General features: G+C 66.7%; 13 protein-coding genes. 10 read left to right on the top strand and 3 right to left on the bottom strand.

Annotated features, from left to right (window positions below; all coding sequences use genetic code 11):
• Positions 1-40 precede the first annotated feature (40 nt).
• The 3 genes from AC07RM_RS23290 to AC07RM_RS23280 all read left to right on the top strand — a co-directional run bounded on the left by AC07RM_RS23290 (position 41) and on the right by AC07RM_RS23280 (position 3715).
• The gene (locus AC07RM_RS23290) at positions 41-1606 is read left to right on the top strand and encodes an AMP-binding protein (RefSeq protein ID WP_495336041.1); all 1566 of its coding nucleotides are present in this window, start codon (positions 41-43) and stop codon (positions 1604-1606) included.
• 13 nt (positions 1607-1619) lie between these two features.
• The gene (locus AC07RM_RS23285; RefSeq protein ID WP_495336040.1) at positions 1620-2600 is read left to right on the top strand and encodes a Bug family tripartite tricarboxylate transporter substrate binding protein; all 981 of its coding nucleotides are present in this window, start codon (positions 1620-1622) and stop codon (positions 2598-2600) included.
• 71 nt (positions 2601-2671) lie between these two features.
• Complete coding sequence (locus tag AC07RM_RS23280) at positions 2672-3715, top strand: AraC family transcriptional regulator (protein ID WP_495336039.1); 1044 nt, start codon at positions 2672-2674, stop codon at positions 3713-3715.
• Positions 3716-3717: 2 nt separating this feature from the next.
• Here AC07RM_RS23280 and AC07RM_RS23275 read toward each other — a convergent pair whose 3' ends face one another.
• Entirely contained in the window at positions 3718-4839 is a 1122-nt protein-coding gene (locus AC07RM_RS23275) for a CaiB/BaiF CoA transferase family protein (RefSeq protein ID WP_495336038.1), read from the bottom strand.
• Positions 4840-4991: 152 nt separating this feature from the next.
• On the opposite strand from AC07RM_RS23275, the gene AC07RM_RS23270 reads away from it, so the two are divergent.
• Positions 4992-5987, top strand: a complete 996-nt coding sequence (locus AC07RM_RS23270; protein WP_495336037.1) for an NADPH:quinone oxidoreductase family protein — start codon at positions 4992-4994, stop codon at positions 5985-5987.
• 33 nt (positions 5988-6020) lie between these two features.
• Here AC07RM_RS23270 and AC07RM_RS23265 read toward each other — a convergent pair whose 3' ends face one another.
• Positions 6021-7181 carry an acyl-CoA dehydrogenase family protein gene (locus AC07RM_RS23265; protein ID WP_495336036.1) on the bottom strand — a complete coding sequence of 387 codons (1161 nt, stop codon included), beginning with the start codon at positions 7179-7181 and terminating at the stop codon, positions 6021-6023.
• Between the two features lie 276 nt (positions 7182-7457).
• On the opposite strand from AC07RM_RS23265, the gene AC07RM_RS23260 reads away from it, so the two are divergent.
• Complete coding sequence (locus AC07RM_RS23260) at positions 7458-8000, top strand: hypothetical protein (protein WP_495336035.1); 543 nt, start codon at positions 7458-7460, stop codon at positions 7998-8000.
• Between the two features lie 77 nt (positions 8001-8077).
• Here AC07RM_RS23260 and AC07RM_RS23255 read toward each other — a convergent pair whose 3' ends face one another.
• On the bottom strand, positions 8078-9358 hold the full coding sequence (locus AC07RM_RS23255) for a hypothetical protein (RefSeq protein WP_495336034.1): 1281 nt from the start codon (positions 9356-9358) through the stop codon (positions 8078-8080).
• Between the two features lie 556 nt (positions 9359-9914).
• Between AC07RM_RS23255 and AC07RM_RS23250 the strand changes: the two genes are divergently transcribed.
• From AC07RM_RS23250 to AC07RM_RS23230, 5 genes are all read left to right on the top strand, one after another.
• A complete protein-coding gene (locus tag AC07RM_RS23250; protein WP_495336033.1) occupies positions 9915-10214 on the top strand; it encodes a hypothetical protein in 300 nt (99 codons plus the stop codon).
• A gap of 24 nt (positions 10215-10238) precedes the next feature.
• Positions 10239-10901: a Crp/Fnr family transcriptional regulator gene (locus AC07RM_RS23245; protein WP_495336032.1), complete on the top strand. Its 663-nt coding sequence runs from the start codon at positions 10239-10241 to the stop codon at positions 10899-10901.
• A 158-nt stretch (positions 10902-11059) separates the two neighbouring features.
• Positions 11060-11449: a hypothetical protein gene (locus AC07RM_RS23240; RefSeq protein WP_495336031.1), complete on the top strand. Its 390-nt coding sequence runs from the start codon at positions 11060-11062 to the stop codon at positions 11447-11449.
• A gap of 64 nt (positions 11450-11513) precedes the next feature.
• Positions 11514-13013, top strand: a complete 1500-nt coding sequence (locus tag AC07RM_RS23235; RefSeq protein ID WP_495336030.1) for a GGDEF domain-containing protein — start codon at positions 11514-11516, stop codon at positions 13011-13013.
• A 91-nt stretch (positions 13014-13104) separates the two neighbouring features.
• Positions 13105-14109, top strand: a complete 1005-nt coding sequence (locus AC07RM_RS23230) for a helix-turn-helix domain-containing protein (RefSeq protein ID WP_495336029.1) — start codon at positions 13105-13107, stop codon at positions 14107-14109.
• The last annotated feature ends 100 nt before the right edge of the window (positions 14110-14209 follow it).

Here is a 14209-nt window from a genome sequence, read left to right as displayed (position 1 = left end):
CCGCGCCACCCCCGGTGGCCAGGGCCCCACGGAGACCGTCTTGCCACCGAAAGAACCCGTCCTTGACGGCCTGGCGCGCTTCGCCGCCGAGGCCCCCGCACGACCGGCCGCCATCCTGGCCGAGACCGACGAAACGCTGGACTACCGAAGCCTGCACGAACGCTCGGCGCGGCTCGCGCAGTTCCTCGCGGCCCGCCTCGAGGCCGGCGAGGTGGTGGCGATCCTGCTGGGCAACCGGCTCGAATACTTCGAGCTCACCTTCGCCGCGCGCCGCGCCGGCCTCTACTACGTGCCGATCAGCACGCACCTCACGCCGGGCGAGATCGACTACATCCTGCGGGACTCGGGCGCGCGCATCCTGCTGACCGAGACGGCGCTGCGGCCCTGGGCCGAGCGCTCGGCCTGGCCGGCGCCGCTCGAGGCGGTGCTCTGCATCGACGCCGACGATCCCATCGAAGGCGCCGCGAGCTACCGCGCGCTCGTCGCGGACGATGGCACGGTGCCACCGCTGCCCGATCGGCCCCTGGGCCTGGACTTCGCCTACTCCTCGGGCACCACCGGCCGGCCCAAGGGCATCAAGCACAAGCTCGAGGACCAGCAGCTGCGCAAGGCGCTCGCGGGCGACTGGCTCTCGTTCTTCGCCTTCGATCCCGCGAGCGTCTATCTCTCGCCCGCGCCGCTCTATCACGCGGCACCGCTGCGCTTCAGCGTGCGCTGCGTGGCCTTCGGCGGCACGGTGGTGCTGATGCGCCGCTTCGATGCCGAAGGCGCGCTCGAAGCGATCGCGCGCTGGCGCGTCACCCATTCGCAATGGGTGCCGACGATGTTCATCCGCCTGCTCGCGCTGCCGGCCGAGCGCCGCGCGGCCCACGACCTCTCGAGCCACCGGCTGGCGCTGCATGCGGCCGCGCCCTGCCCTCTCGAGGTCAAGCGCCGCATGATCGACTGGTGGGGCCCGATCGTCTGGGAGTACTACACGGGATCGGAGCGCGCCGGCGCCACCGCGATCTCGACGCCCGAATGGCTCGCGCATCCCGGCTCGGTGGGCCGCGCGAAGCAGGGCGTGCTGCACATCGTCGGCGACGACGGCGGCGAATGCGCGCCGATGGTCGACGGCCTGGTCTGCTTCGAGGGCGGCCCGAGCTTCGCGTACCACAACGATCCGGTGAAGACCGCCGAGACCCACACGCCGCAGGGCTGGGGCACCTTCGGCGACATCGGGCACGTGGATACCGAGGGCTACCTCTACCTCACGGACCGGCGCGCCAACATGATCATCTCGGGCGGCGTGAACATCTATCCGCAGGAGGCGGAGAACCTGCTGCAGGACCACCCGCTGGTGCACGAGGTGGCCGTCATCGGCGTGCCGCATGCCGAGTTCGGCGAGGAGGTGAAGGCCGTGGTCCAGCTCAAGGACCCCGCGCTCGCCGATGCGTCGACCGCGCAGCAGCTCATCGACCACTGCCGCGCCCACCTGTCGGCCATCAAGTGCCCGCGCAGCGTGGACTTCGCGACCGACCTGCCGCGCACCGAGACCGGCAAGCTGCTCAAGCGCGTCGTGCGCGACCGCTACCGCGCGCTCGCCGCGCCCGCTTCCCAACCGTGACGGAGACCCGACCATGACGATCGACATCGGACGCAGGCACTGGACGATGGCCCTGCTGGCCTCGCTGGCCGGCCTGCCCGAACTGGCCAGTGCGCAGCAGGACACCCGGCCGCTGACCTTGCTCGTGCCCTATGCCGCCGGCGGCGCCGCCGACCCCGTGGTGCGCCCGCTCGCGCAGCGCCTGCAGGAGGTGCTCGCGCGCACCGTGCTGGTCGACAACAAGGCCGGCGCCAACGGACTCATCGGCACGCAGTACCTGCTGCGCCAGCCGCCCGAAGGGCTGACGATGCTGTTCCACATCACGAGCCTGATCCAGAACATCGCGCTGTCGCGCGGCAAGCCGCCCTACGACTTCGCGAAGGACATCGAGCCGCTGGTGCTGCTGGGCCGCCAGGCGGTGGTGCTGGTGGTGCCCGCGTCGAGCCCCTACCAGAGCCTGGCCGACCTCGCGCGCGCGGCCAAGGCCAACCCGGGCAACTTCTCGTTCGGCTCCTATGGCGCGGGCTCGACCTCGCACATCTACGGCGAGCAGTTGCGCGCGGCCTGGAACATCGAGATGCCGCACGTGGCCTTCCGCGGCACCAGCCCGCTGCTGCAGGACATGCTGGGCGGGCGCGTGCCGATGGCCTTCGTCTCGGCCGCCACCGCGATCGAGCGCCAGGGCGACAAGGGACTGCGCTCGATCGCGGTGGCGCACAGCAAGCGGCTGACCGCGCTGCCGCAGGTGCCCACGCTGCACGAGCTCGGCTATGCGGGCTTCGACTACACCGGCTGGTGGGGGCTGTTCCTGCGCGCGGGCACGCCGGCGCCGGTGGCCGAGCGCCTGCGCAACGCGATCCGCGCCATCCTGCAGGAGCCCGACATGGTCGGCCGGCTGCAGCTGGCCGGCCTGGAGCCCAGCAGCGAGACGCCCGAGCAGATCACGGCCGCGATGCAGAACGAGTACCGCCACTGGGAAGCGCTGAGCCGGCGCTTCAACATCACGGCCGATTGACGCTGTCGCTCGTGCGGGCGGCGCGACAATGCGCAGCGCATGCCCGCGCTTTCCCCGCACCCGCCCGCTTCATGACCGCCGTCCCCGGCCCCTCACCGAGCGCCACGCCGCCGCCGATCGCCGGCTGGTTCGTGCAGCTGTTCCTGCGCAGCGCGGACCTGCCGCCGGCGCAGGCCGAAGCGGTGCTGCGCCGTTCGGGCATCGATCCGCTGCAACTGGACGAGCGCGGGCTGCGCGTCACCGAGCAGGCCTTCACACGCTTCCTGATCCTGCTGGCACGGCGCGCGCGCGACGAGGCCTGGGGCATCGCCTCGCGGCCGATTCCGCCGGGCACTTTCCACACCCTGTGCCGGTTGATCGTCAATTGCCGCACGCTCGGCGAGGCGCTGGTCGTCATCGGCCGCTTCTATGCGCTGGTGGTCGACGACTTCTCGATCAAGATTCGCCGCGAGGGCGGCGAGGCCATCGTCTGGCTCAAGCCGCTGCGCACGCTCTCGCCCGAGCGGCACGTGAGCCTGCATGGCGCGACCGTCTTCCTGCTCTACCAGTTCATGTGCTGGCTGGTCGACCGCCGCATTCCGCTGACCGCGGTCGAGTTCTCGTACCCGCGCCGGCCGACCAGCGCCGAGACGCTGCGCACCTACGACACGCGCGAGATCCGCTTCGAGCAGTCGTTCACCGCGCTGCGGCTCGAAAGCCACCTGGCCTCGCTGCCGATCATCGGCGGCGAGGAACGCCTGAGCCGCTTCCTCTCCGAGGCGCCGCGCACGCTCATCACGCGCTACTACGACCACAGCCGCGTGAGCGACCGCGTGAAGTCCATCCTGCGCGCGCAGGTGGGCACGCCGATGAGCCTGGACGACGTGGCGGCCCGGCTGCACCTGACACCGGTGACCTTGCGGCGGCACCTGGTCGACGAGGGCTGCGGCTTCTCGGAGCTGCGCGACGACGTGCGCCGCCGCGCGGCGCTCGACATGGTGCGCCAGGGCCATGTGAAGCTCGAGACCATCGCGCTGCGGCTGGGCTTCGCCGAGTACAGCACCTTCCACCGGGCCTTCAGGCGCTGGACGGGCACGGGGCCGACCGAGTACCGGGCCAACCCGCCGGCGTCCTGAGTTCAGGGTCCGGGGTTCGCAGGCCGTGCCCAGTCCGCGAGCCAGTGCGCATCGGCCACCACGGATGTCGCGGGCCGCGGCAGCGAAGGCGAGTGGCTGAAGCGCGGAGCCGGAGCCGGCTGCAGTTCGCCTTCGAGTTCGACGAAGGCCTGTCGTGCGACGAGGTGCGGATCGCGCGTGCTTGCGGCGAGGTTGTTGACGGGCGCCACGCAGGCGTCGCTGCCTTCGAACAATGCCTCCCAATGCGCGTGTGGCTCGCGCGCGAACAGCGCCTCGAGCGCGCGCGCCTGTTCGGGCCAGCAATCGCGATCGTGTTGCGCGAAGGCCTTGGCGTCCAGGCCCAGGCGTGCGAGGAACTCGGCATGGAACTGCGGCTCGATCGCGCCCACCGCCAGATGCAGCCCGTCCGCGCAGCGGTAGCTGCGGTAGTACGGCGCGGCGCCATCGAGCACGTTGGACTGCCGATCGTCGTGCCAGCGCGATGCGGCGCGCAGGCCATGGATCAGCGACAGCAGCGACACCGTGCCGTCGCAGATCGCGGCATCGACCACCTGGCCGCGCCCGCAGCGCGCCGCCTCGTGCAGCGCCGCGAGCACGCCCACGGCCAGGTAGAGCGCGCCGCCGCCATAGTCGCCGACCAGGTTCAGCGGCACGCTCGGGCCCTCGGCGGGACCGATGGGATGCAGCGCGCCCGCGACCGCGAGGTAGTCGATGTCATGGCCCGCCTGCTGGGAGCGCGGGCCCTCCTGCCCCCAGCCCGTCATGCGGCCGAACACCAGCGCGGGCCGCAACGCGAACAGCTCGGCGGGACCGAGCCCCAGCCTTTCCATCACGCCGGGCCGGAAGCCCTCGATCGCCACGTCGGCATGGCGCAGCAGCTCGCGCGTCGTCGCGAGGCCTTCCGCCGAGCGCAGGTCGAGCGCGAGGCGTTCGCGCCCGCGCATCGTGGCGCCGCGCTCCATCTGCACCGCGCCGGGCCGCTCGATGCGCACCACCCGCGCGCCCATGTCGGCGAGCAGCATCGCGGTGAAGGAGACCGGCCCCAGGCCCGCGAACTCGACGACCCGCAGGCCGCGCAATGGACCGGCGGGCGATGGGGATGCGTTCTTCGTCTCGTCGTTCATCGCCGCATGGTGCCGTCGCGCCTGCATGGCCGCGATGACCGTCGCGCTCGTTCCCCATGACCCCCGCGCGCCGCGCCATGCGGGTTGCGCGCGGCGGTCATGGCGCGGGCCGGACCGGCCTTTCATCATGGCGCCAACCAAAGGAGCCGAACATGAAAGCATGGGTGAGTCATCGCCCCGGGGGACCGGAGACGCTGGTGTGGCAGGAGCTGCCCGATCCGGTGCCCGCCGACGGCGAGGTGCTCGTGAAGATCGCCGCGGTGGGCGTCAACTATCCCGACGGCCTGCTGATCCGCGACCTCTACCAGGTCAGGCCCGAGCGGCCCTTCGTTCCCGGCAGCGAGTTCTGCGGCGTCGTGGAGCAGACGGGCCGGGGCGTGTCGGGCCTGCGCGAGGGCGACCTCGTCATCGGCCGCTGCGGCTGGGGCGCCATGGCCGATCGCATCGCCGTGGCCGAGCAGCGCTGCGTGCGCGTGCCCGCCGACACGCCGCGCACGCAGGCGGCCGCCTTCATGTTCGCCTATGCCACCGCCTACCACGCGCTGTGTGATGCCGCCCAGTTGCAAGCGAAACAGACGGTGCTCGTGCTCGGCGCCGCGGGCGGCGTGGGGTCGGCCGCGGTCGAGGTCGCGCATGCGCTGGGGGCCCGCGTGGTGGCCGCCGTGTCCTCGCCTTCCAAGCTGGCCTTCGCGATGGCGCGCGGCGCTTCGGGCGGCCTCGTCTACGAACAGCAGGTCGAAGGCAGGGAGGCACAGCAGGCGCTCGCGCGGCGCATCAAGGAGGCGGTGGGCGGCGACGGCTGCGACGTGGTGTTCGATCCGGTCGGCGGCGGCTACACCGAACCGGCCTTGCGCAGCCTGCGCCGCGGCGGCCGCCACCTGGTGGTGGGCTTCACCGCCGGCATTCCGAGCGTGCCGCTCAACCTGGCGCTGCTCAAGAGCCGCCACATCGTCGGCGTGGACTGGCGCAGCTTCGTGCAGGAAGACCCGAAGCTCAACGACCGCAACGTGCACTCGCTGCTCGCGATGTGGCGCGAGGGCCTGCTGCAGCCCGAAGTGACAGAGACCTTCGCCCTGGCCGATGCGCCTGCGGCCATCGCGCGGCTCGATGCGCGCGGCGCACTCGGCAAGATCGTCGTGGTCGCGTGAAGGCGGCGGCCGCCGGGGCCGCCGTCTTCTTCTTCAGTTCAGTTCGCCCGACAGGATCTCGCGCGCCATCACGATCTTCATGATCTCGGTCGAGCCCTCCATCTGCTTGCACATGCGCAGCAGGTTGTGGAAGTCGAAGAAGGGATAGTCCTCGATCGCGAGGCCACGCCCGCCCAGCACCTGCATCGAGCGGTCGATCACGCGCAGCCCCGCATCCACGCAGTAGGCCTTCACCATGGCCGCCTGCATCCGCGAGGCCGAGTAGCCGCCGCGCGCCACCATCCAGGCCGCGTAGTAGGTATTGAGGCGGATCGATTCGATGTCGTACTGGTTGTCGGTCAGCATCCACTGGATCGCCTGGTTGTCGCCGAGCGCCTTGCCGAACACCCTGCGCTCGCGCGCGTATTCGACGGCCAGTTCCTGGCTGCGTTCGGCCATGCCGAGCGCGGTGCCGCCCAGGCGCAGGCGGAAGCGGTTGAACTGGTGCTGGGCGATGGAGAAGCCCTCGCCCTCCGCGCCCAGCAGGTTCTCGGCCGGCACGATCACGTTCTCGAGCCGCACCTCCTGCTCCGTGCCCCATTGCCGCGCGATCACCGGGATGTCGCGCGACTTCGTGAAGCCCGGCGTGTCGTTGTCGACCAGGAACACGCTGATGCCCTTCGGCCCCTTGCTCGGGTCGGTGACCGCCGCGACCGCCGTGTACGACGCGAAGTGATGGCCGGTGCGCCACATCTTCGTGCCGTTGAGCACCCAGTGGTCGCTCTTTCGCACCGCCGTCGTGCGGATGCCCGCGAGGTCCGAGCCGGCCTCGGGTTCGGTGAAGCACATCGACCAGCCGGTCTTGCCCTCGAGCACCGGATAGAGGTACTTCTCGCGGATCTTCTCGGGCGCCTGGTAGAGCACCGGCCAGGGCGCGAACGGCCCGCCCGGCATGCGCCGCGGCGACCTCGAGAACTCGGCCAGCACGATCACGTCCTCCATCGGCCCCAGGCCCTGGCCGCCGAATTCCTTGGGCACGATCAGCTTGGCCAGGCCGTACTCGGCCAGCTTGCCCTTGAGGTGGGCGTTGAGCTCGGGGCTGTAGTCGCTGTTGGCGACCGGCCATTCGCGGTAGTGCGGCAGGACTTCCGTCCCGATGAAGCTGCGCGCGCGCTGCTGAAGATCGCGTTGCGCGGGGTTGAGTTCGAAATCCATGGTGTGCCTCTTGTGTTCGGACATGCGCCCGATGGCATGTCAACGCAATCGATTGGATCGGCGCGGGCGCGTGGCCTCCATGGCACCGTCGTTCAAACTGCATGACATCGCTGCCGTGACGCGGTGTCCGGAAAGCGGACGCCCGCTGTCCCCGGATCATCCGGATGCCGGCGCGACGGCGATCGCAAGTCGTTGATTTCAAAGGATCGCGGTGCTGGCACGTTGCGTGAGATGTCCTGGGGACATCCACCCACACAAGCTTCCGAGGACCTCCCCATGCCCCATCACCATCAGCCCGCCGAGCACGACGACATCTGGTCCGTCGAGGGCCGCTTCCAGCACCTGATCTACAGCCCCAAAGGCGGCATCGAAGGGCTGTTGATCGAAACCGAAGGCATCGTCACGCAGTTCGTGATCGATCCCGACGACGCCGCCAGCGTCGCCCAGTTGCTGAGCCTTCGTCGCGACCAGGCACTGGTCGTCGAAGGCCGCGAAGCCAAGCCTTCACCGAAGGGCGACGGCGAACACGTGGTCTACCACTTCGAGCGACTCGCCGCCGTCGACGGTCGCGCGACCCACGCGGCGGCACGAGAAACGCAGGTGAATGGAAAGGTCGTGCGCCTGAACTTCGCGAAGCATGGCGCCGCCAATGGCGTCGTTCTGGACAGCGGCGACTTCGTTCACCTCCGTCCGCAAGGCATGGAGCGCCTGCAACTGAAGCCCGGAGATCAGGTCCAGGCGGAAGGCGCGGCACATCCGCTCGTCACGGTCAGCGGATGGGTGATCGAAGCGCACAGCGTGAACGGCGAAGTGCTTTGAGCTTGCGCCATGGCCCGACAGTTGTCCTGTTGGGCATCGACTTGCCTGGCCGTGCGGCCGAGCGCGGCACCGCTGCCCTACTCCCGGTGCTCTTCCTTCTTCGGCTGTTCGACATGCTGGGGCGAAGCCGGTGGGTGCCCCGCCTGGACGTGCACAGGAGGTGCCGGACGCTCTTTCGGCATCGGCTCATGCATGCGCAAGGCCTGTTGCGCTTCCGATCGGCGTGGTGCATCGATCTGGCGTTCTCTCTCCACCGATGCGGGGGCAACGGATGGCGGGCGCTGCGGTCCGCTTGCCACAGGTTCCGCCCTTCGCGGCGCTTCAGGTGTCGGCCGAGCGGAGGCTGCGGCCGGCACGGCGGGCTCGACCACCCTGGCCGCAACAGGGGGTGGCGCGACCCGGGGATGCCCCTCAGCGGGTGCCACCTGGATCTGCGGCGGCACTGCGACGGTCTGCCGCGCAGGCTCGACAGGCCGGGGGGTGACGGGCGGATGCCCAGGCACAAGCGCCGCAACAGGCTTCGCGCTGTCCGGGACGGGGGCCATCGCATGCACCACGGAAGGCAGCGCGGCGGCCAGATGGGCACTTGCCGGAACTGCTGCTTCAAAGGCGCGGCCGCTGGCCGTAGCGCTGGCGGGCGCCACCACCGTGACCGTGCGCGTGTTGTTGATGTTCGTGACATTCGTGACGTTCGTCGTGGTGTTCGTCACGTTGTAGATGGTCGTGTTCTGCACGCGCATGCCGACGTTGGTCACCGGCGGCGCGCTGACGACCACCGCGGGTGGAGTTCCCACGGGTGCCGGCACGATCAGGCCGAGCCGCGAGCCGGGGGGTGCGGGAACGAATACGCCTTGCGGCCCGATGGGTGCGAGCCCGGCCACCACGCCTGCTGCCGCGGCTGAAACCACCAGGCCGAGACCCGGCGGCGGCGGAATGAACGCGACGCCCGGTGCCGACCAATGGCCGGTGATGAAGACCACCATGCCATCGCGATGCTCGTAGTACGGCTGCACCCAGCTATAGCCCGGTTCGGGTGGCGAGGCCCAACGTCCCGCGGCCCACACCCAGTTGCCCTGCCATGTCCAATAGCCGCCAGTCCAGACCGCCCCCGCGAAGGGAGGTGACGGCGGTCTCTCCACCAGCATGGGCGGCGGCGCCCATGCCACGGCAATCGGCGGAGGCTGATACAGCGGCGGATCGACATACACGCTGACGACACGCGGAGCAACGGATGCCACAGGCACGGGCTGGACCGTCGCATGAGACACCAGCGGTGGCTGCACGACACAGCCTGCGGCCAGGAGTGCCAAGGTCATTGCCGAAATTTTGACAATGGAGAATGAAGATGTATTGCTCATTGTTCTTCTCGATTAGCGTGCATCGCGGTACGGGAAGAACCTAACGGGCACCGAGAAATCGGCGCTGACAGCATTGAAGAGAATTTCTCTTCAACGCGGTTCTTTTCTTTTCAGTCGCGAACCGTCAGGTGGCACTCAGGCTATCGATACCTGTGTTGCACCGACTTGGGCGAAGTACCGGCGATTCAAGACAGAAGCTCGAAGCTTCTAAGGTGCGCATCCCGGCAATCAGCTGCTGGTCAACATCAGCCCGCTGACCGTGCAATTCCTGCGTTGCGCAATGGAGGGTGTCCGGAAAGCGGACGCACGCTGTCCCCGAATCATCCGCATGCGGGCGCGGAAGTGCCCGTAAGTCGTTGATCTCAAAAGATCTCGGCCTTGGCACGTTGCGTGAGATGTCCCTGGAACATCCACCCCGCAAAGAGCATCCCATGGCAGTCCGCACCCTCTTCATCGCCGCCGCCTTCTTGCTCGCAGGCGGCACGGCCTTGGCCCAGTCGGCTTCGCTTCCGTCGGGGCCCGATGCGGCGCCCAAGGTCGGCACGATCGTCACTGGTTGGACTTCCTCGCACCCGACATCGAGGGCGTCGTCGATCTCTTCCTGACGGCCTTCACCTCGGCACATTCGCCCGGAATGCACAACGCGCTTGCCATTCGAGCAGCGCGCTGCACGACGCCGACCGGGCCCGGTTCCCGAGCCATCGCGCCAATGCTCGACGACCCGGCATCGCGCAAGCGTCCTTCGAAGAAAGATTCAAAAAAGAATCGGCAATTCGCGCGCAATTCCTACAGCCGCGCCAATCCGCCGCATCCGTCATCCAGCCCTGAAGCCCATGTCGGGCCGATGAACCCGTGACTCAGCTCGATTCCGCTTGCACCCATGTATCTACACAGCCTGTTCAAACACCTTCCCACCACCGAGCGCGAGTACCTCGTAAGCCGCAGTGAGTTGAAGACCTATCGGCGCAATGAGAGGGTATGTGCGACAGATGAGCGAATCAAGAAAGTATGTCTGGTTGCCTCCGGCTTGCTTCGAGTGGTCGTGGACGAAGACGTTACGACAGACTTCGTTCGCGAAGGTGATCTCTACCTCCATCTCGAAGCAACCGAACCGACATACGTTCTCGTGGCCGCTCTGCCGACTTCCGTCTACTTCGTCCCGGCGGAGGACATCTGGACGATCTGCAGGGAGTATCCCCAAGTCGCGTTGGAGCTTCTCAGACTCACCAGCGAGCGCGTTGCAAATCTCAGAAAGCATTTGCAGCAAATTTCTTCGAATACATCGGAGGCTCGAATCGCCTGTGCCATGCATGAACTCACGCTTTTGGCACCCGGCAGAAATGGCGGCTATGACAAGCGCATTTCACAAGGAGTCATCGCGTCGTACACGGCACTTTCACGCGAAGTCGTCAACAGAGCCATGCGCGATCTGCAGGTTCGAGGCTTGTTGCGAAAAGATCGAAATGCCGTTCATCTGCAGATGGCTTCGAAAGCGGGAACACCAACTTCGCTGCGCGAAGAGATCGGGCCACCCAACTTGTGATCTCGATCACATTATTGATACGCCTTTGTGCCACACAACACATCCTCGATACGAAAAAGGAGAAGAACCGATTTCGGAGCGGATCCTTATCTATAGTACGTTCTTCTACACATTGCTTCTTTGCTCGCACAGGCAAAACCAGCTGACTTTCGTACCGTATGAGCAGCCCTGGAGAGCAAGACCCGCCACCCGAATTGACAGATGGGCGTCGGGACGATGGCGAGCCGCAGGCCTCTGCAGGTCATGGCACGGTACTTTGTCGATTCAGCCTCCCCTTTCAACTGAGCGAATTCCGTCGCTCCTCTCATCCGGCGAGTGCTTTGTTCCGCCTCGCATCCAGGGAGGAGGTCGACTCCTGGCTGCTGAAGAAGGGGCGATCTTTCAGAACGGACAGAGACCTCGTTCTACGCTATTCGCTGGAACTGCGCGATCTTCGCCATGAAGACGAGCCTCCCATGTGCTTGAAGAGCATCGTCGCCGATGAGCGAGCGGCGGCCATGATCGCAGCGGTATTTCTCAGCACATTGCAATTCAGCTGCGAGTCTTGAGCAGGCGATGAGCGCTTCCCGCTCAGGCATGACCGGCCCTCTGAGGAAGTTCAGCAATTAAAAAATGAAGCGCGATCTTCGCCTGGCCAAGTTTCTGCTATTGACCGTCGTAGTTTCAGTGTCGTGCGCCACCATTTGGCAAATCTGGGCAACGCGCCAGCGCACCCTGAATGAGATCAATACCAACAGCCTCAATCTGGCACAGGCATTGAGCACTTACGCCGAAGGCATCTTTTCTCAAAGCGCCATGTTGCTGAGTGTGGTCGAGAACCTGGAGGCCGAAGGTCGCGCCCCTAAAAATCTGCAGCGCATGCAGTCGCTCGTCAGCCGCCGGGAAGGACTGCTCGATCAACTCGACAGTGTCTTCATCGTCGACGCTCGAGGCCATCGCCTGATGCCGACCCATTCAGACGACCAGAGACCGACCGACAGCAGCAAGAACACCTACTTCGTTCACCATCGAGACAACGCCACCCATGACATCTTCATCAGCTCGGCGGCTCGCAGTCGCCCGGGCAGCGAATGGGAGCTCACTGTCAGTCGTCGCCTGCAGGACAGCGACGGAAACTTTGCCGGCGTCGTTGTTGCAACGCTGGACATTGGCGACTTCCTGCAACCATTCGGCGCCATCGATATTGGAAAAAGCGGCGCCATCAGTCTCAGCACAACCGATGGACAGTTGCTGCTGCGGTACCCTTCGCGGGTCGAAGACATGGGCCGCAACCTGTCGGGATCGCCCAACTTTCGGCGTTACTACAGCGAAATTGCCACCAGGGGGACCGCGTCTTTTCGCTCCCAATTGGATGGGACCCATCGGCTCTACGCCTTTCGAAAGGGCGACCACTATCCGATCGTGACGACCGTGGCCCTCGGCAGGGATGAAATGCTCTCTGCCTGGCGACACCAGTCGTTGCTGACATTGTGCGTCGTGGGCGCATTGCTGGCCGCCGTGACGACGGCGGGCTTACGGCTGATCGTCAACATCAACGGTCGCGTCAGCGCGGAATCCTCACTGGTCATGGCTCGGGAAGAACTATTGCAGGCCAATCGCCGCCTGGAGGTCCTGGCGTCACAGGATTCGCTCACCGGCCTGGCCAACCGTCGGGTTTTCGAGCAAGCGCTGGAGCTCGAAGCGCGACGGGCAGAACGCGAGAACACGCCCTTGTCGTTGCTGCTTTTCGATCTCGACTATTTCAAACGATTCAACGACACCTATGGCCATGTGGCCGGGGATCAATGCCTGAAGATCGTCTCCGACACATTGGCCTACAACGTTCACCGCCCGGGTGATCTGGTCGCTCGATATGGAGGCGAAGAGCTTGCGATCATCTTGCCCCATACCGAACTGAAAGGGGCATGCGAGCTGGCCAACGCATTGCTCGATCGCATCCGCTCCCTGAACATCCCGCACAGCGCCAGCCCCCATGGGCGCGTCACCGCCAGTGCCGGCGCGGCCACATTCAATGGCATGGACTCCGCCAATTGGAAGCTGCAACTCATCGAAGCAGCGGATCGCTCGCTCTACAAGGCCAAGGAAAGTGGGCGCGACAAGGCGATGGGTTGAGTGACTCGAGGGCGGCCCTGTTAAGCTTTTTGCCGAAGAGACGACAGACACACCTCGGCAGCCACGCGGTACGAGGTAATTGGAGCCCCGAATGACCCTGCCTCAGACCGTGCCGGATTCGCTTGCCTTGATGCGGGCCGTGCCCACCGAGCGCGCCTTCGAACCCGAGCCGCTGAGCACCAACGTCTTCAGCCGCTGGGGCGAGACGATGTCGTCGAAGATCCTCACGCTGCAGGCCCAGAATCTCCAGCCTTCCGAGCACTTCTCGGGGCAGGCCTGCATCGCGCGCTTCCACCGCTGCGTGGTGGCGGACATCCACAGCAGCGCGCACCGCGTCATGCGCACGCGCGCCCTGGCGTCGGAGGATCAGGACCGCTACTTCAAGGTGATCTGGCAGATCCAGGGCCGCAACCTGATCGAGCACAACGGCCATTCGGTGACGATCGATCCCGGCCAATGGACGATCTACGACACCTCCCGCCCCTACTCGGTCGAAACCTCGAACGGATCGCGCTTCATGGTGCTGCTGGTGCCCGTCTCCGAGATGGGACGCTGGAACCCGGGCATCGAGTTCGTCACCGGGAAGGTACTGCCGACACGCGGAACCGCGGAGATCGCACGCTCGGCCCTTTCGGGCATGTTGTCCGGCTTCGTCGAGCTCGAGCAGCAGGGCGCCATCGTGATGCAGGACTCGATCAGTGCGTTGATCGGCACCGCGGTGGCGCAGATCCACGGCAGTTCGCCGAAGCAGGACGGGGCCATCTCCCAGCGGCTGCAGAAGGTGCAGGCCTTCATCGAGGGCCGGCTCACCGAGCCCGAACTGAGCCCCGAACTGGTGGCACGCGAATGCGGCATGTCGCGCCGCAGCCTCTACGCGGCCTTCAACGCCCTCGGCCAGACGCCCAGCAGCTACATCATGAACCGGCGCCTGGCCGTGGCGGCGCAGCGGCTGGTCGAGCAGTCCGAGCGCACGACCATCACGCAGGTCGCCTTCGAACTCGGCTTCTCGGACGCGGCGCATTTCTCGCGCGTGTTCAGCGAGAAGTTCGGCCAAAGCCCGAGCCGCTGGCGCAACCAGCAGATCGCGGGTCACTGACGCGCGTTCACTTCGGCCGGCGCTCGCCGGCCTCAGGGTAAATACCCGGGCGCTTGTGCACGGTCAGCCAAGGCGCCGCATCAAGGTGCAAGCCCGTTCG

It is taken from the genome of Variovorax sp. GW821-FHT09B05 (assembly GCF_059418265.1).
Note: the sequence above shows the minus strand (reverse complement) of the source record. Positions and strands in the feature narration are given on the sequence as shown.